This is a genomic window from Nonomuraea sp. B10E15 (assembly GCF_039871615.1).
Classification (GTDB): Bacteria; Actinomycetota; Actinomycetes; order Streptosporangiales; family Streptosporangiaceae; genus Nonomuraea.
In genome coordinates this window covers 533206-550164 of record NZ_JBDPMB010000003.1, presented here as the reverse complement: position 1 = coordinate 550164, position 16959 = coordinate 533206, and the positions used below count along the sequence as shown (strand labels likewise).

The following is a 16959-nucleotide window of genomic DNA, read 5'->3' as shown; positions in this document are numbered from 1 at the left end:
AAATTTGCCAACAGTGAGCGGGAAGGTTGGCTCTTCCTGACAGACGGTTCCCGGGGTCACAATCACCTCTATGGAGCCCTCCGTCCGTCCGGCGAGCACCGGAACGATCACCCATGGCGTGTCCGTCGGAGAGGTGCTCGGCGTGTCCACCCTCGCCGACGCCAGGCTGATCGCGGGGGAGAGCGGGCTGGGCCGCATCGTGCAGCGGCTCAACGTCATGGAGGTGCCCGACATCCTGGCCTGGGTCAAGCCGCACGAGCTGCTGCTCACCACCGGCTACCCGCTGCGCAACACGCCGCAGTCGCTCGGCAGGCTGGTGGCCGACCTGGACGAGCGCGGGCTGTCCGCCCTGGCGATCAAGCTGGGCCGCTACGTCGACGAGCTGCCCGCCGAGATGGCCGAGCAGGCCGACCGGCTCGGCTTCCCGCTCATCCAGCTGCCGAACGACGTCGGCTTCGACGACATCCTCAACCAGGTGCTCACCGACATCCTCAACCGCCAGGCAGCCGTGCTCGCCCGCGCCGAGGAGGCGCACCGGGCGCTGGTGCAGGTGGTGCTGGCCGGAGGCGGGCTCAACGAGGTCACCGCCGAGGTGGCGCACCTGCTCGACGTGTCGGTGGCCGCGGTCGACGGTTCGGGCCGCGTGCTGGCCGCCGCGGGACCCGCGGGACACGTGACCGTCCTGTGCGAGTCGGTCACCCGCGAGGGGCCTCCGGCGGCCGGGGCCGACGGGGTACGCAAGCGGTCGTTCGCCTCGGTGCCGGTGCTGGCGGGAGGGCACCACCACGGCAGGATCGTCGCCTACAGCCCGTCCGCGGGCATCAGGGACAGCGACATCGGCATCCTCGAACGCGCCGCCACCGTCGCCGCGCTCGTCGTCACCCGCCAGGAGGCGGTCAACGCCGTCGAGAGCAAATACCGGGCCGACTTCCTGCGCGACGTGCTCACCGGACGGGCCGGCACGGTCGAGCGGGTCACGGCCAGGGCCAGGGCGTTCGGATGGGACCTGTCGCGGCCCGTCACCGTGCTGGTGGCCGAGCTCGACCCCGACGGCGACGAGCGCAGCGCCCAGGACCGGCTGATGGCCTGCTGGACGGCCGCGGTCAGGCGGCACGACCCGCAGGGGGCGGTGGCGGGGTTCTCGCACGAGGTGGTGGCCGTGGTCGACGCCTCCGCCGACGTCGCCAGGATGGCCAAGGACGCCGCCTGCGCCTTCCCCGACGCGCCGCCCGCGACGTTCTCGACCGGCACGTCCCGGCCGAGCCCGGGGGCGGAGACGCTGCCCGAGGCCTACGCGCAGGCGCTGAAGGCCGCCAGGGTCGGGCGGCAGCTGCACGGGCCCGGCGCGGTGGCCCACTTCGACCAGCTCGGCGTCTACCGGCTGCTGTCGCTGGTGAACGACACCGACGAGCTGCACGCGTTCGTCCGCGAGACGCTCGGGCCGCTGGCCACCGACGACGACGCCGAGAACGCCGACCTGCGGCGCACCCTCCAGGCCCTTCTGGAGACCAACCTGAACGTGGCGGAGACGGCCAGGCGGCTGCACTTCCACTACAACACGCTGCGCTACCGGATCGGGAAACTGGAGCGGCTGCTCGGCGGCTTCACCGACGACCCGCACCTGCGGCTCAACCTCACCCTCGCCCTGCACGTGCTGCGCATGCGCGGCATCTAGGCTTGGGGCCTGTGGACTTCGAACTGCGCTCCGACTTCATCCCGCTGTGCGACCTGCTGAAATACTGCGGCATCACGGAGACGGGCGGCATGGCCAAGCAACTCGTCGCCGAGGGCATGGTGCTCGTGGACGGCGAGGTCGAGCTGCGGAAGCGGGCCAAGATCCGGTCAGGCCAGGTGGTCAGCGGTGAGGGGTTCTCGATCCGGGTCGAATAGCCCGAAGGTTCACCTGAACTCACCGCTGGATCACCGGTACCACCGCCGTCCTCCGTGCTGGAACTGATGGAAGGCGCCCAACTGCGGAGAGCGAGAGCTTTTCTCTGGTTCCCGGCGTAGATTTGGCAGATCATGCCCGTGTAGGAGTGATCCGGCGGGCCTAATGTGCCCGCAACGGAAAAGCGTGTCGCCGGCCCAGCGCAACGCCCGGTACAAGAGGGGCTCTCATGGTTTTGGGATGGACCAAGCACGGTGACGGCAAGCATCTGGCCCCGGGAGAGGTGGTCAGGCCCGACGAGCGGCTGAGCTGGCCCCGGATGGTGGGGTTCGGGGCGCAGCACGTGATCGCCATGTTCGGTGCGACGTTCGTCTTCCCCCTGGTGATGGGGCTCGACCCGAACATCGCCGTGATGATGTCGGGGGTCTCGACGATCCTGTTCCTGCTGATCGTAAAGGGCAAGGTGCCGAGCTATCTCGGCACCAGCGCCTCCTTCGTCGGCGGCGTGTTCGCCATCAGGGCGGCGGCGGGAGGCGACACCGCGGGAGCGGACGCGATCGTGACCGGCGCCATCCTGGTCGCCGGCCTCGTGCTGGCGCTGGCCGGGCTGGCCATCCACTTCCTCGGCGTGCAGATCATCCACCGGGTCTTCCCGCCCGTGGTCACGGGCGCGGTGGTGATGCTGATCGGGTTCGGGCTGGCGTTCGTGGTGGCGGACACGTACTGGCCGCAGGACCACTGGGTCGCCCTCGTCACGATGCTGATCACGTTCGTGGTGATCGTGGCGTTCAAGGGGTTCATCGGGCGGATCGGCGTGCTCGTCGGGCTCGTCGCCGGGTTCGTCCTGTCCTGGGTGCTGGACAGGGTGGCCGGGCCGGTCACGTCGGTGCTGCCCGGCGCGAACCTGCGGGACGCCTCCGGGGCCGCCTGCCAGCCCGAGGGCCCGTACTGCGTGGCGACGGCGTTCCCGCACGACCGGGTGGACTTCGAGCCGGTGGCGCAGGCGGAATGGATCGGGTTGCCGGAGTTCCACGGGCCCGACTTCAAGACCTCCGCCGTGCTGCTCGTGCTGCCCGCGCTCATCGCGCTCATCGCCGAGAACATCGGCCACGTCAAGGCGGTCGGCGAGATGACGGGCACCGACGTCGACCCGTACGTGGGCCGCGCCGTGGCGGCCGACGGCCTCACCACCGCGCTCGCCAGCTCGGTCGGCGGCTCGCCCACCACGACGTACGCCGAGAACATCGGCGTCATGGCGGCCACCAAGGTCTACTCCACGGCCGCCTACTACATCGCCGGGGTCATCGCGATCCTGTTCGGCCTGTGCCCCAAGTTCGGCGCGCTGGTCGCGGCCACCCCCGGAGGCGTGCTCGGCGGCGTCACCGTGATTCTCTACGGCATGATCGGGCTGCTCGGCGCGAAGATCTGGATCGAGAACCGGGTGGATTTCGCCGATCCCGTGAACATGGTTCCGACCGGGGCGGGCATCATCCTGGCCATCGGACCTGTGCAGCACTTCATCGGGGGCGACTTCACCTTGGAGGGCATCGCGCTCGGCACCATCGTGGTGCTGGGCGGCTACCACTTGCTCAGGGCCATCGCCGGGCGCGGCCCCGGGCCGGCCGGGGGCGAGCCCGCGTGAAGCCGCCGCCGTTCGCGTACCACGCGCCCCGTGACGTCGGCGCGGCGCTGCGCACGCTCGCGCAGGTGCCCGGCAAGGTGCTGGCCGGCGGGCAGAGCCTGATCCCCCTGATGAACATGCGGCTGGCCGCACCCGAGCACCTCGTCGACATCAACCGGATCGGCTCCCTGTCCACGATCGACGCGACCCCGGCGGGCGTCAGGGTGGGCGCGCTGGTCAGGCACTCCGATGCCGAGCACGCGGGCGCGCACCCGCTGCTCACGCGGGCGCTGAAGCTGGTCGCCCACCCGGCGATCCGCAACCGGGGCACGGTGGTGGGCAGCCTCGTGCACGCCGACCCGGCCGCCGAGCTGCCGGCCGTGCTGGCGGTGCTGGACGGCACGATCCGGCTGGCCCGCTGGGAGGGCCGGGCCGTGGAGCGGGAGGTGCCGGCGCGGGAGTTCTTCGTCGGACCTCTGGAGTCGGCGGTCCGGCCGGGCGAGCTGGCCGTGTCGGCGTACTTCCCCGCGCTGGGCCCGGGCACCGGCACCGCCTTCGAGGAGGTGGCCCGCAGGCACGGCGACTACGCGCTGGCCGGGGTCTGCGCCGTGGTCACGGTGGACGGCGACGCGCGCGTCACCGCCGCCAGGGTCGCCTGCGTCGGCGTCGGGCCCGTGCCCGTCGTCGTGGACGTGACCGGGGCATGCGGGGGAGCGGATGTGACCGGGGCGTTCGGGGAAGTGGACATGACGGGAGCGTCCGGGGGCGCGGCCGGCGGCTGGGCGGAGGCGGCGCGGGCCGTGCAGGAGGAGACCGAGCCGGAGAGCGACGTGCACGCCTCGGCCGCCTACCGGCGGCACCTGGTGGGCGTGCTCGCCGAGCGGGCGCTGCGGAGCGCGGCCGGGGAAGGGGCGGCAGCCCGTGGAGCATGAGATCACGCTCGTGGTGAACGGCGCGACCAGGCGGGTGAAGGTGCCCGCCCGCCGGTTGTTGTCCGACTGCCTGCGCCACGACCTCGGCCTGACCGGCACCCACGTGGGCTGCGAGCACGGCGTCTGCGGCTGCTGCACGGTGCTGCTCGACGGCCGGCCGGTGCGCTCGTGCCTCACGTTCGCGGTCACGGTCGACGGGCAGGAGATCACCACCGTAGAAGGCCTGGCACGCGAGGGAGCGCCGTCGCCTGGACTGAGGAGCGCAGGGAGCGCAGCGACCGGAGCGACGAGGGAAGGCGGCGGATTTGAGCGACCGAGCCGCCTCCACGAAGTGGAGGCAGTGAACACAGCGCTGTCGCCGGTGCAGCGGGCGTTCGCCGAGTGCCACGGCCTGCAGTGCGGGTTCTGCACGCCGGGATTCCTGTGTACGGTCACCGCGTTCCTCAGGGACAATCCGGCGCCGTCGGACGACGAGATCGTCGAGGGCGTCTCGGGCAACCTGTGCCGGTGCACCGGCTACCAGAACATCGTCAAGGCCGTACACCGGGCCGCCGAACTGCTGGCGGAGGAGACATGACGACGAGGTTGTTCGGGGAGCCCGTGCAGCGGCGCGAGGACCCCAGGCTGCTCACCGGGCAGGGGCGCTACCTCGACGACCTCGGCCCCGACGCGCTCGCCGCCGCCTTTGTCCGCTCGCCGCACGCCCACGCCCGCATCCGCGACATCGACGTGACGGGCGCACTCGACGTGCCGGGGCTCGTCGCGATCCACACCTGGGAGGACCTGCCCGAGCGGGTGGGCAGGGCGCTCCCGCTGCTGATCCCGCATCCCGCACTCACCCACGGCCGCACCGCCTACCCGCTGGCCCGGGACGTGGTCAGGCACGTCGGCGAGCCGGTCGTCATGGTCGTGGCGAGCGACAGGTATGCCGCCGAGGACGCCTGCGCGCTCATCGAGGTGGACTACGAGCCGCTCAAGGCGGTCGTCGGCCTGGAGGAGGCCGTGCAGGGGGCCGCGCTCGTGCACGAGGACGTGCCCGGCAACGTCGGCGCCCACCTCGTGCAGGAGGTCGCGGCGGCCGACGGCCGCGGCGCCGGTGAGGTGATCGAGGCCGCGCCGCACACGCTCTCCTTCCGGCTCGACATCGAGCGCAGCGCCAGCATGCCCCTGGAGGGACGCGGCGTCTACGCCCGCTGGGACGGCAGGGACCTGCGCGTCTACTCCAGCACCCAGACCTCCACCAGCGTCCGCATGGCCGTCGCCGCCACGCTCGGCCTGCCGCTGCCGCACGTCGAGGTGATCGCGCCGGACGTCGGCGGCGGCTTCGGCGTGAAGATCGTGCACCCGTGGCCCGAGGAGATCCTCGTGCCGTGGGCCGCCATGACGCTCGGGCGCGAGGTCAAGTGGGCCGAGGACCGCAGGGAACACTTCATCTCCTCCGCCCACGAGCGCGCGCAGATCCAGCACGTGCGGGTCGGCTTCGACGGCGACGGCCGCGTCCTGGGGCTGGACGTGACGATCCGGCACGACCACGGCGCCTACACGCCCTACGGGATCATCGTGCCGATCGTGACGTCCACCCAGTTGCCGGGGCCGTACAAGATCGGGGCCTACCGCGTCGAGTTCGCCTCCGTCTACACCAACACCGTGCAGGTCACCCCCTACCGGGGGGCGGGCAGGCCGCAGGCCGTGTTCTGCATGGAGCGGACCATGGACAAGATCGCCCGCCATCTGGGCAAGGACCGCACGGAGGTGCGGGCGGTCAACTTCATCGGGCCGGAGGAGTTCCCGTACGACCAGGGCATGACCTTCCAGGACGGCCGCCCGCTGATCTACGACAGCGGGAACTACCCGGAGATGCTCCGCATGATCAAGGAGCTGATCGGCTGGGACGAGCACGAGAGGCGTCCCGGGCGCGGCATCGGCATCGGCTGCTACGTCGAGGGCACCGGCGTCGGCCCCTACGAGGGCGGGCACGTGCAGGTCACCTCCGACGGCCGTGTGCACGTCTCCACCGGGCTCACCTCGCAGGGCCAGGGGCACGAGACGGTGTTCGCCCAGATCGCCGCCACCGAGCTGGGCGTGCCGATCGAGCGGGTCAGCGTGGTCACCGGCGACACCAGAAGGTTCGGCTACGCGGTCGGCACGTTCGCCTCGCGCGCGGCCGTCATGAGCGGCAACGCCATCGCGCTGGCCTGCAGGAAAGTACGCGAGAAGGCGCTGCGCATCGCGGCCGACGCGCTGGAGGCCGACCCGGCGGACCTGGCGATCGACGACGGCATGGTGCATGTGGCGGGATCCCCGTCGGCGTCGATCCCGCTGTCCACGGTGGCCGTGCTGGCCAACCCGCTGAGGTACGCCTTCGACGACGAGGCGGCCAAGGCGACCCAGTTCTCCGGTGCGGCCTCCCCTGACCGGCCGCCGGTCGCGGAGGGGGAGGAGCCCGGTCTGGAGGGGCGCGACTACTACTCGCCGATCAGATCCACGTTCGCGTCGGGCATGCACGCCGCCATCGTCGAGACCGACCCCGACACCGCCGAGATCAAGGTGGTGCGCTACGCCGTCGTGCACGACTGCGGGCGGCTGATCAACCCCATGATCGTCGAAGGGCAGATCCACGGCGGGGTGGCGCAGGGCATCGGCGGGGCGCTCTACGAGCGCATGGTGTACGACTCGCACGGCCAGCTGGTGAACGCCTCCTTCATGGACTTCCTCATGCCGTACGCCACCGAGATCCCGCGCGTGGAGACCGCCCACCTGGAGACGCCCTCGCCGCTGAACCCCCTCGGCATCAAGGGCGCGGGCGAGGCCGGCGTGATCCCCGTCTCCGCGGTCATCGCCTCGGCGGTGGAGGACGCCGAGGGCATCGACGTCGACCGTATGCCCATCTCCCCGTCCGAGCTCTTCGAGCTCCGCTCCGCCGTGGGATGATCCGGTCTCGTGCCGGATCTGCGTGCCCCCGGAGCGGGCCTGACCTCCTTCCCTGACGTTCCCGACGGCGTCCGCCTGATCGACCTGGCCTGGAACGCGATCACCGAGGTGCCCGGGTGGGTGGCCGGGCTCGGCTCGCTGGAGGAGCTCAGGCTCGACGGCAACCGCCTGCGCGCCCTGCCCGACCTGTCGGGGCTGGCCGCGCTGCGCGCGCTGCACCTGGACGGCAACGCGCTGACGGCCGTCCCGGCCTGCCCGCCGGGCCTCGAGTCGCTCTCCCTGTACGGCAACCGCGTCCGCGCGCTGCCCGAGCGGCTCGGCAGGCGGCTGCGGCACCTGGCGGCGGGCAGGAACGCGTTGACCGAGGTGCCGGCCTCGTTGTGGGAGCTGACCCGGCTGGAGTCGCTCAACCTGGCCGAGAACGAGCTGACCGAAGTTCCCGCGGCCGTCGGCGGGCTGGCCCGGCTGCGCATGCTCGACCTCGGGCACAACCGGCTCACCTCCGTCCCGCCAGAGCTCGGCGACCTGGCGCTCACCGACTACCTCTACCTGAGCGACAACCTGTTCACCGAGGTGCCCGCGGCGCTCGGGCGGCTCGACCGTCTCGCCTACCTCAACCTGACCGCCAACCGGCTCACCCGCCTGCCGGAGGCGCTGGGACGGATGGCCGCGCTGGTGGAGCTGCGGCTCTACGACAATCGCCTGGAGTCGCTGCCCGAGACGGTCGGCGGGCTGACCCGGCTGCGTGAGCTGCACCTCCAGGGCAACCGGCTGACCCGGTTGCCCGCCGCCATCGCCGAGCTGGAGGAGTTGCGCGTGCTCGACCTGCGCGACAACCTGCTCGGCGCGTTGCCCGACGCGTTGCCGTCCGGTCTCAGGCATCTCGACCTGCGCAACAACCGGCTGCGCGAGCTGCCGGACCGGCTGCCCCCGCTGGACAAGCTCGACCTGCGGTGGAACAAGCTCGACGGCGAGCCGGAGGTGCTGCGCCGGCTCGCCGCGCGCGGGTGCGTGATTCTGCGCTGAACCGAGGCGCCGGGTCCTGCGTACCTCCGCACATGACGACTTTTCCACGCTTGGCCGCTTTCGCGCTGCTGGCCGGGCTGGTCGCCGGATGCTCCTCAGAGGGCTGGAGCGACTACGTCGCAGCAGGCGCGAGCGGGCAGCCCGCGGCCCCGCTGACCGTCGAGCAACTCTCCGAGAAGGTCGGCTGCAAGCCGAAGATGCAGGTCGAAGGAGACGACCTGCGCACCGGGTTCTGCAAGACCTCCGACGGCAGGTTCTTCGTCAACACGTTCAGGACCGAGGCGCTCAAGGACGCGTGGATGGATCAGGCGCCCGAGTACAACCCCCACCTCGTCGGCCCTCGCTGGACCGTCCTTGGCCCGCTCGAGGTGCTGGAGTCGATCCAGGAGCGGCTCGACGGAGACCTGCACCTGACCGACCACCGGGTCTCGCAGACGCCCACGCCGGCCACCTGACCTCGCCGGCCCTGTCGTGCTGACCCGTCGAGCTGACCCGTGGAGCTGAACCCGTGGAACGCGTACCTCTGCACATGACGGCTCCTCGGAGCCTCGCCGCGCTCGCGCTGCTGGCAGGGCTGGTCGCGGCCTGCTCCGCGGGCGAGGGGAGCGGCGACTACCTCGCGGCCGGCGCGCGGGCCGGGGCCGCCCCCCTCACCGTCGAGCAACTGTCCGCCAGGGTCGGGTGCGAGCCGCGCCTGCGGGCCGGCGGCGCCGGCGTCCGCTCAGGACACTGCACCACCCCTGACGGCGAGTTCGTCGTGACGACGTTCACCACGCGGGCGGGCAAGGACGCCTGGATGGGCGCCGCCCCCGCGGGCACGCCGCACCTCGCGGGCGACCTGTGGACCGTCACGTCCAGCCGCAAGGTGCTCGACCTGCTGGGCGAGCGGCTCGGCGGCGAGCTGCACATGACGGACCCCGGGAGCGGCGCGATGCGGGTCGTCGAATAGTCCCGCTCACAGGCAGTTCCCTACCCGGGGCCGGCCAGGACGAGCAGGGTCACGCGGTGTGCGCGCAACGCGCGGATCCTGGCCAGCTCGGCCCGCGGGTCGCGCTGATCCTGGCTGATCAGCGCCAGGTAGCCGCGGCGCTTCGTCTCGTGCAGGAGGCCCTGGCGATCTCTCCGGAACAGGGGTCGCCGACCTCGTGGACGCCTGCCGCCGGTCAAGGCCCGCGCCCCGGCCCTTCCTTTCCGCGTGGCTGTTGGGGACTTGACGTGCTCCCCCGGCCTGAAGACCGGAGATTCTGGCCTGTGCCGCCGTTCACGCGGCGGCACTTCCCGGGCTTCCTGCTTCGTCGGGCTGTGCCGGACTTGCGCCTGGTCTTACCGGCCCTCCACAGGCGTTTAGCCTCTCCGCCCGTCCGGCGGCGAGAATGTTGTTCGCGGCGTTGACGTCCCGGTCGTGGTGCGCGCCGCACGGGCAGGTCCACTCCCGGGCCGAAAGCGGCAAGCTCTGGGCCCGGACCTGCCCGCAGGCCGAGCAGCGCTTGGAAGAGGGAAACCAGCGGCTGACCCTGGCGAAGGTCCTGCCGTACAGTTTCGCCTTGTATTCCAGCATGGCGATGAAGGCTGACCAGCCCGCGTCGTGAATGCTTGTGGCCAGCCTCGTGCGCGCCAGTCCGTTGACCGCCAGGTTCTCCACGTACACCGCTTGGTTTTCGCGGATGATCTTTGTGGAGAGCTGGTGGTGGAACTCGCGGCGCGCGTCGCTGACCTTGGCGTGCTTCCTCTCCGCCCGGCGCAGGAACTTCGGCGCGTCGATCTTCCGGCCGTCGGCCAAGATCGCGAAATGACCGAGCCCGAGATCAATCCCGGTCTCGGCGTCGGTGGCCGGGAGCGACTGCTCGCGCACCTCGACCACGAACGAGGCGAAGTATCGTCCGGCTGCATCCTTGACGATCGTGACCGATGACGGCTCGGCGGGCAGTTCCCGTGACCAGCGCACCGCCACCTGGCCGATCTTCGGCAGGCGCAGCATGCCCTGCCCGGTGATGGAGAAGCGGGCGTTCTTGGTGAACCGGATCGCCTGCCGGTTGTCCTTGCGGGACCGGAACCGGGGCGGCGCGATCTTCGGGCCCTTACGTTTCCCCGTGACCGAGGCGAAGAAGTTCCGGAACGCGGTGGTGCAGTCGGCCAGTGCCTGCTGCAGGACCACTGCGGACACCTCACCCAGCCAGACTCGTTCTGGGCGTTTCTTCGCCTCAGTGATCATTTTGCGGGACAGTTCGGCGTCGGCGACGAACGGCAAGCCTTCCCGGTAGGCCTGGCGACGCAGCGCGAGCGCGTCGTTGAAGACCACCCTTGCGCACCCGAACGCCTTGGCCAGCGCGACCCGCTGGCCCGGCGTCGGGTCGATCCGGAAGGAGTACCGCAACTGCACCCGCCCAAAATACAGTTGGTTTATGGCCGAGCACAGCGATATCAGAACGGGCCTCCACTGTGTTTGCGCCCTGCACGCTCATTTGCTTTTCGTGACGAAATTCCGGCATCGGGTGTTCACCGGCGCTCATCTGATTCCCCTGGACGAGATCATGAGATCGGTCTGCACCGACTTCGACACTGATCTGGCCGAGTTCAACGGCGAGAACAACCACGTCCACCTGCTCGTGAAATTCCCACCCAAGATCGCCCTCTCGAAACTGGTCAACTCCCTCAAAGGGGTCTCCTCCGGGCGGATGCGCCAGGAATTCCCCGAACTCGCCGCCCACTATTACCAGGCGAACAAGCTCTGGTCCGGCTCCTCCTTCGCCGGATCGGTGGGCGGTGCTCCGATCAGCGTCCTGCGCCATTACATCGAGCAGCAGAACCGGCTGTTCTTGCCCAGCTGCGCGGACTGGCCGGCTTCACCTCCGGTCTAAAAGCCGGAGCACTGCCGACGCTTCTGGTAGCCGATCCGCGAGGTGACCGCCTGGACGTGGGCGGGCGGGCTTGGCGCTCACTCCAGAGCTGCCCGTCGTGGCGTGGGAGGCCGTCGCCGGCGACACCCCCGCGGCCCTGGCCACGTCGACGCGCGTAAGGTCGCTCTGGCATGCGGACGACCCCCTTGTCCGGAGCTGGATCCCGTGTGATCGTGACCGAAAGCGCTTACGAAAGCGCTTTCGCGGCGCCTCTCCTGACGGGAGTCTCCTCGATGGCAAGACTTTCCAGCGGCCTAGTGATCATCTCGATGTGCGGTCTGGCGCTGACCGCCTGTGCGAAGACCGACGAACCCGGCGCCGCCCCGTCACCCGGTCAACGGCAGGGGCCGGTCAAGATCGGCATCTCGCTCCCGCTCACCGGCGACTTCTCCGAGCCGGGCAAGGGCATCCAGGAGGGTTACCAGGTCTGGGCGGACCGGGTGAACGCCAAGGGCGGCCTGCTGGGCAGGAAGGTCGAGCTGATCTTCCGCGACGACGCCTCCGACCCCAACAGGGTCAGCTCCGACTACGAGTCCCTCATCACGCAGGACAAGGTGGACCTGGTGTTCGGGCCGTTCTCCTCGCGGCTGGTGATCCCCGCGGCGAAGGTCGCCGAGTCGTACGGCATGGTGTTCGTGGAGCCGGCCGGGGCCGCGAAGGAGGTCTTCGAGCAGGGCTCCGAGCGGCTCTTCTACGCGGCCCCCGCGATCGCCGACGACCACTACGACTACCTGGCCGACTACCTCATCAAGCTGCCGGCCGACCAGCGGCCCAGGACGGCGGCGTACGCGAGCCTGGACGACCCGTTCGCCCAGGGCACCGCGTACGGGCTGCGCGACAGGCTGGCCGCGGCCGGGATCAGGACGGTCGTGGACGAGGTCTACCCGCCGGAGACCACCGACTTCTCGCCCATCGCCGCCAAGATCGCCGCGGCGAAGCCGGATCTGGTCGTCGGGGGCACGCAGTTCGAGGACTCCGTGGGCCTGGTGCGCGCGCTGCAGGAGCTGAAGGTGCAGCCCAAGCTGGCGGCGTTCTCGACGGGGCCGACGCTGGCCGAGTTCCCCGCCGCGGTGAAGGGGGCGGCCGAGCACATCGTCTCGCCCGTCGGGTGGTCGGCCGCCTCGACGTTCACCGGCAACGAGGAGATGGTCAGGCGGTACAAGGAGATGTTCGGCGGCGCGGCCAACGAGGACGCGGCCAACGGCTACACGGTCGGCCAGATCATCGAGGCCGCCGTGAACGCGGCCCGGTGCGCCGACCCGAGCAAGGAGTGCCAGGACAAGCTGACCGAGCACATCAGGCAGGGCACGTTCGACACCGTCGTGGGCCCGCTGTCCTTCGACGACAAGGGCCGGCCCGAGCAGGCGCACATGATCCAGCAGTACGTGAACGGCAAGATCGAGATCGTGCTTCCCGAGCAGGCGAAGACCGCCGACCTCGTCTACCCGAAGCAGGAATGGTGAGCCTGCTCCTGCAGGGGCTGGCCCTGGGCGTGCTGACGGGCGGGCTCTACGCGCTGCTCGCCTCCGGCCTGTCGCTGTACTTCGGCGTGATGCGGGTGGTCATGGTGGCCCACCCGGCGTTCCTGTTCCTGGCCGCCTACCTGACGTACACGGTGCACACGGCGCTCGGGGCGGACCCGTTCCTGGCGTTGCCGGTCACCGTGCCGGTCTTCTTCCTGCTGGGCGTGGCGGTGCAGCGGCTGCTCGTCGCGCGGCTGGCGCCGGAGAACGTGGCGATGATGTCGGTGCTGCTGACGTTCGGGCTCGCGCTGACGATCGAGGGGCTGCTCGGGACGTTCTACACGGGCTCCTACAAGTCGGTCAGCATGGAGTACGCGACCAGGTCGCTGACCATCGGCGGCGTGCACCTCCCGTACGACAAGATCATCGCCTTCGCGGTCGCCGCGCTCACCCTCGGCGTGCTCTTCGCCGTGCTGGTCAGGAGCAGGTTCGGGCAGGCGCTGCGGGCCACCATCCAGCACCGGGAGGCGGCCAGGCTGGTCGGGATCCCGACCGAGCGGGTCGCCGGCTACGGCTTCGGCCTCGGCCTGGCCACGGCGGCCGTCGGCGGCACCGTGCTGGCCCTGATCACGCCGTTCTTCCCCGCCTCCCACTGGGTGTGGATCGGCAAGCTGATGGCGATCATCGTGGTCGGCGGGCTCGGCAGCGTGGCCGGCGCGGCGCTGGCGGCCGTCCTGCTCGGCGTCGTCGAGGGCATCGTGCTCGTCACCGTGGACGCCACCTGGGCGACGATGATGTTCTACGTCTTCCTCTTCCTGACCCTGCTCGCCCGCCCGCAGGGGTTCTTCGGAGGCCGCCTTGCGCACCGCTTCTAGAGGCCTCCCGCTGCTGGTCGCCGCCCTGGCGATCGCCTACCCCTGGCTGGTGCCCAACTACTACCTCGTGTACGCGGGCGCGCTGACCGTCATGTACGCCGCCATGGCCACCTCCTGGAACCTCCTGGGCGGTTTCACCGGCTACGTCTCGCTCGGCCACTCGGCCTTCTTCGGGCTCGGCGCGTACGGCACCGGGCTGCTCGTGACCCGGCTGGACGTGCCGTGGGCGCTGGCCCTGCCGGTCTCGGCGCTGCTGGTCACCGTGTTCGCCGTGGGCGTCGGCGTCGCGGCCGTACGGGTGCGGGGCGCGTCGTTCGTGATCGTGTCGATCGCGCTCGTGTCGATGATGAACCTCGTCGTGCAGGGCTGGCGCTCGCTGACCGGCGGCTCCACCGGCCTGCAGGTGCCCTCGCCGTTCCCCGGCCTGCACCGGGGACAGACGCACATGGTCTTCTTCTACCTGTTCCTCGTGCTGCTCGGGCTCGCGCTGCTGTCCTGGTGGTACGTCTCCCGCTCCCGCTTCGGCGCCGGCCTGCGGGCGATCAGGGAGGACGAGGACAAGGCCGAGTCGCTCGGCGTGCCGACGGCGGCGTACAAGGTGGCGGCCTTCGCCCTGTCGGCCCTGTTCGTGGCGCTGGCCGGCGGCCTGTACGCGCTGTGGTTCGGCAGCCTCGACCCGATCTTCATGTTCTCCATCCTGATCGGCTCGTACATGGTGCTCATGAGCCTGCTCGGCGGGGTCCGGCACGTGTTCGGCCCGCTGCTCGGCGCGCTCATCGTGGCGCCCGCCGGCGAGTACTTCCTGATCGCGCTCGGCGAGACGCAGGTCCACCTGGCCGCGACGGGTGTGCTGCTCGTCCTGGTCGTGCTGTTCATGCCGGAGGGCATCCTGTCGAGGCTCACCAGGACAGGCCCGGGGCCGTCCATCCCGGAGGAGAGCGCCGGGCAGCGGCTGGAGGGGGCGGCCCGATGACCTCGCTGCGCACGGAAGGCCTCACGAAGGCGTTCGGCGGCGTGCCCGCGGTGCACGGCGCCACCGTCGAGCTGCGCGAAGGGCAGGTCAACGGCCTCATCGGGCCCAACGGCTCGGGCAAGACCACGTTCTTCAACCTGATCACCGGCATGATCAGGCCCGACTCGGGGCGGGTGCTCTATCGCGAGCGCGACATCACCCGCCACGCGCCGCACCGGATCGCGCACGCGGGCATCGGCCGCACCTTCCAGCTCTGCCGGGTCTTCCCGCGCCTGACCGTGCTGGAGAACATGCTGGTCGCCGTCCGCCGTACCCGCCTGCGGGAGCTGCTGGCCGGCCTGCACGACAAGGGCGAGGCCGAGCGCGCACGCCGCTGGCTGCACCGCATGGGCATCGAGCACCTGGAGCACGCCGAGGCCCGTGACCTGTCCTACGGCCAGCAGAAGCTGCTCGAACTCGCCGCCGTGCTCATGGCCGAGCCGGACCTGGTGCTGCTCGACGAGCCCGCCGGCGGCGTCAATCCGGCGCTGATCGACCGCATCGTCACCCTCGTACGCGAGCTGAACGCCGAGGGGCGCACCTTCCTCGTCGTGGAGCACAACATGGACATGGTGATGGGCATGTGCGACCACGTGATCGTCTTCGACCGCGGCGCGCCCATCGCCGCCGGGCCTCCCTCGGCGATCAGGGACGACCCTCGCGTGCTGGAGGCGTATCTCGGTGTCTGAGGTCCTGCTGTCGCTGGAGAACGTCGTGGCCGGGTACGGCAGGGCGGCGCCGGTGCTGCGCGGCCTGTCCGTCACCGTGCGCTCCGGCGAGGTCGTCTGCCTCGTCGGCCCCAACGGCGCGGGCAAGTCCACCGTGCTCAAGGTCGCCAGCGGCCTGCTCGCACCCAGGTCGGGCCGGGTGCTGCTGGCGGGGGAGGACGTGGCGGGCCTGTCGCCGCAGCGGCTGCTCGGCCGCGGGCTGGCCCACGTGCCGCAGGGGCACAGCGTGTTCCGGGAGATGACGGTGGCGGAGAACGTGCGGCTCGGCGGCTACACCGTCCGCGACCAGGCCGTGCTGAACGCGAGGATCGAGGCGGTCAAGGAGTTGTTCCCCGTCGTGGCCGAGCGGTGGGGGAGCGTGGCCGGGCTGCTGTCGGGCGGCCAGCAGAAACAGGTCGAGTTCGCCCGCGCCCTCATGCTGGAGCCGGCCGTGGTGCTGCTCGACGAGCCGTCGATGGGGCTCGACCCGCGCAACACGCAGGTCGTGTTCGACCAGATCGACCTCATGCGCGGGGCCGGTGTGGCGGTGCTGCTGGTGGAGCAGAACGCGCGCAGGGCGCTGGAGACGGCCGACGTCGGCTGCGTGCTCGACCTCGGCCAGGTGCACATCTCCGGCCCGGCGCGCGAGCTGGCGGCCGACCCGCGGCTCGGCCGCCTCTACCTCGGCGGAGCGCCGTCTGACCACACGGCCGGGGACGCGGCTACGCCGCGCCCACCCGGACCCGCTTCCTGAACACCCAGTACGTCCACCCCTGGTAGACCAGCACGAACGGCAGCGTGAGCAGCCCGATCCAGCTCAGCATCGTCAGCGTGTAGGGGCCGGAGGCGGCCTCGGCCAGCGTCAGCCCGGGCAGCGGCCGCGCGTGCAGCTCCACGAAGACGGCCAGCGTGGTCAGCATGATGGCGCCCGCCGTGGCCGCGAACGCCCAGCCCTCCCTGCGGCGCCAGATCAGCGCCGTGGCCGCGGCCAGCGCCGCCATGGCGGCCAGCGCGGGCGGCGTGCCCAGGCCCGACAGGGCGAACACGGCCACGGGGACGGCCACGGCGCTGGCGGCCATCGCCGCGACCCGGGCGCGGCGGCGTACCGGGCCGGTGGTCTTCAGCGCCAGGAAGACGGCGCCGTGCAGGACGCACACCGCCAGCGTGAACGCGCCGCCGAGCAGCGCGGCGAGCGGGCGGCCGAACAGCAGGCCGGCGAAGATCGCGCCCCAGAGGAACGCCGGGAGCGCGCTGCCCGCCACGATGCCCGCGTCGCACCAGCGCGGGGAGGCGACCTTGCCGCGCCACTCCAGGCCGACCCCGCGCACGATCAGCCCGACCAGGACGAGCGCGACCGGCAGGTAGAAGGAGCTGAACATGCCCGCGTACCAGGCGGGGAACGCGGCGAACATGGCGCCGACCGCGGTGATCAGCCACACCTCGTTGCCGTCCCACACCGGGCCGATGGTCCGCAGGCTCTGGCGCCGCTCCTCGGCGTTCCCGCTCACGAGCGGCGCCAGCATCCCGACGCCGAAGTCGAAGCCCTCCAGCACGAAGTAGCCGGTCCACAGGAAGGCGATGATGACGAACCACAGATCGATCACTGT

Annotated in this window: 18 protein-coding genes; 15 read left to right on the top strand and 3 right to left on the bottom strand. The window is 71.0% G+C overall.

Going from position 1 to position 16959, the window contains the following annotated elements; genetic code table 11:
* The first annotated feature begins 70 nt into the window (after nt 1-70).
* From ABGB14_RS15420 to ABGB14_RS15380, 9 genes are all read left to right on the top strand, one after another.
* Complete coding sequence (locus ABGB14_RS15420; RefSeq protein WP_347644312.1) at nt 71-1675, top strand: PucR family transcriptional regulator ligand-binding domain-containing protein; 1605 nt, start codon at nt 71-73, stop codon at nt 1673-1675.
* A gap of 11 nt (nt 1676-1686) precedes the next feature.
* Entirely contained in the window at nt 1687-1890 is a 204-nt protein-coding gene (locus tag ABGB14_RS15415; RefSeq protein ID WP_220446781.1) for an RNA-binding S4 domain-containing protein, read from the top strand.
* A 227-nt stretch (nt 1891-2117) separates the two neighbouring features.
* On the top strand, nt 2118-3530 hold the full coding sequence (locus ABGB14_RS15410; protein WP_347644310.1) for a solute carrier family 23 protein: 1413 nt from the start codon (nt 2118-2120) through the stop codon (nt 3528-3530).
* The gene (locus tag ABGB14_RS15405) at nt 3527-4441 is read left to right on the top strand and encodes an FAD binding domain-containing protein (RefSeq protein ID WP_347644309.1); all 915 of its coding nucleotides are present in this window, start codon (nt 3527-3529) and stop codon (nt 4439-4441) included. Before ABGB14_RS15410 ends, ABGB14_RS15405 begins: the two co-directional genes overlap by 4 nt.
* Nucleotides 4431-5018, top strand: a complete 588-nt coding sequence (locus tag ABGB14_RS15400) for a (2Fe-2S)-binding protein (protein ID WP_347644308.1) — start codon at nt 4431-4433, stop codon at nt 5016-5018. Before ABGB14_RS15405 ends, ABGB14_RS15400 begins: the two co-directional genes overlap by 11 nt.
* On the top strand, nt 5015-7372 hold the full coding sequence (gene cutA / locus ABGB14_RS15395) for an aerobic carbon-monoxide dehydrogenase large subunit (protein ID WP_347644307.1): 2358 nt from the start codon (nt 5015-5017) through the stop codon (nt 7370-7372). The genes ABGB14_RS15400 and cutA overlap by 4 nt, the downstream gene beginning before the upstream one ends.
* 9 nt (nt 7373-7381) lie before the next feature.
* A complete protein-coding gene (locus tag ABGB14_RS15390) occupies nt 7382-8398 on the top strand; it encodes a leucine-rich repeat domain-containing protein (RefSeq protein WP_347644306.1) in 1017 nt (338 codons plus the stop codon).
* Between the two features lie 50 nt (nt 8399-8448).
* Nucleotides 8449-8853, top strand: a complete 405-nt coding sequence (locus ABGB14_RS15385; RefSeq protein WP_347644305.1) for a hypothetical protein — start codon at nt 8449-8451, stop codon at nt 8851-8853.
* A 53-nt stretch (nt 8854-8906) separates the two neighbouring features.
* On the top strand, nt 8907-9347 hold the full coding sequence (locus ABGB14_RS15380; RefSeq protein WP_347644304.1) for a hypothetical protein: 441 nt from the start codon (nt 8907-8909) through the stop codon (nt 9345-9347).
* Between the two features lie 20 nt (nt 9348-9367).
* On the opposite strand, the gene ABGB14_RS15375 is transcribed toward ABGB14_RS15380, so the two are convergent.
* Both ABGB14_RS15375 and ABGB14_RS15370 read right to left on the bottom strand, forming a co-directional pair.
* Nucleotides 9368-9565 carry a hypothetical protein gene (locus ABGB14_RS15375; protein WP_347644303.1) on the bottom strand — a complete coding sequence of 66 codons (198 nt, stop codon included), beginning with the start codon at nt 9563-9565 and terminating at the stop codon, nt 9368-9370.
* Nucleotides 9566-9659: 94 nt separating this feature from the next.
* Nucleotides 9660-10778 carry an RNA-guided endonuclease TnpB family protein gene (locus ABGB14_RS15370; protein ID WP_347644302.1) on the bottom strand — a complete coding sequence of 373 codons (1119 nt, stop codon included), beginning with the start codon at nt 10776-10778 and terminating at the stop codon, nt 9660-9662.
* Between the two features lie 22 nt (nt 10779-10800).
* Between ABGB14_RS15370 and tnpA the strand changes: the two genes are divergently transcribed.
* The 6 genes from tnpA (at nt 10801) to ABGB14_RS15340 (ending at nt 16106) form a co-directional block, all read left to right on the top strand.
* Nucleotides 10801-11256, top strand: a complete 456-nt coding sequence (gene tnpA / locus ABGB14_RS15365; RefSeq protein WP_347644301.1) for an IS200/IS605 family transposase — start codon at nt 10801-10803, stop codon at nt 11254-11256.
* 272 nt (nt 11257-11528) lie between these two features.
* Nucleotides 11529-12758 (top strand): amino acid ABC transporter substrate-binding protein, encoded by a 1230-nt coding sequence (locus tag ABGB14_RS15360; RefSeq protein WP_347644300.1) that lies wholly within the window; start codon nt 11529-11531, stop codon nt 12756-12758.
* Nucleotides 12755-13633 (top strand): branched-chain amino acid ABC transporter permease, encoded by an 879-nt coding sequence (locus ABGB14_RS15355; RefSeq protein ID WP_347644299.1) that lies wholly within the window; start codon nt 12755-12757, stop codon nt 13631-13633. The genes ABGB14_RS15360 and ABGB14_RS15355 overlap by 4 nt, the downstream gene beginning before the upstream one ends.
* Nucleotides 13617-14606, top strand: coding sequence for a branched-chain amino acid ABC transporter permease (locus tag ABGB14_RS15350; RefSeq protein ID WP_347644298.1), 990 nt, complete (start codon nt 13617-13619; stop codon nt 14604-14606). Before ABGB14_RS15355 ends, ABGB14_RS15350 begins: the two co-directional genes overlap by 17 nt.
* On the top strand, nt 14603-15334 hold the full coding sequence (locus ABGB14_RS15345; protein ID WP_347644297.1) for an ABC transporter ATP-binding protein: 732 nt from the start codon (nt 14603-14605) through the stop codon (nt 15332-15334). Before ABGB14_RS15350 ends, ABGB14_RS15345 begins: the two co-directional genes overlap by 4 nt.
* Nucleotides 15327-16106 carry an ABC transporter ATP-binding protein gene (locus tag ABGB14_RS15340; protein WP_347644296.1) on the top strand — a complete coding sequence of 260 codons (780 nt, stop codon included), beginning with the start codon at nt 15327-15329 and terminating at the stop codon, nt 16104-16106. Before ABGB14_RS15345 ends, ABGB14_RS15340 begins: the two co-directional genes overlap by 8 nt.
* Here ABGB14_RS15340 and cydB read toward each other — a convergent pair.
* Nucleotides 16075-16956: a cytochrome d ubiquinol oxidase subunit II gene (gene cydB, locus ABGB14_RS15335; protein ID WP_347644295.1), complete on the bottom strand. Its 882-nt coding sequence runs from the start codon at nt 16954-16956 to the stop codon at nt 16075-16077. The two genes, ABGB14_RS15340 and cydB, sit on opposite strands and share 32 nt — an antisense overlap.
* Between the last annotated feature and the right edge of the window lie 3 nt (nt 16957-16959).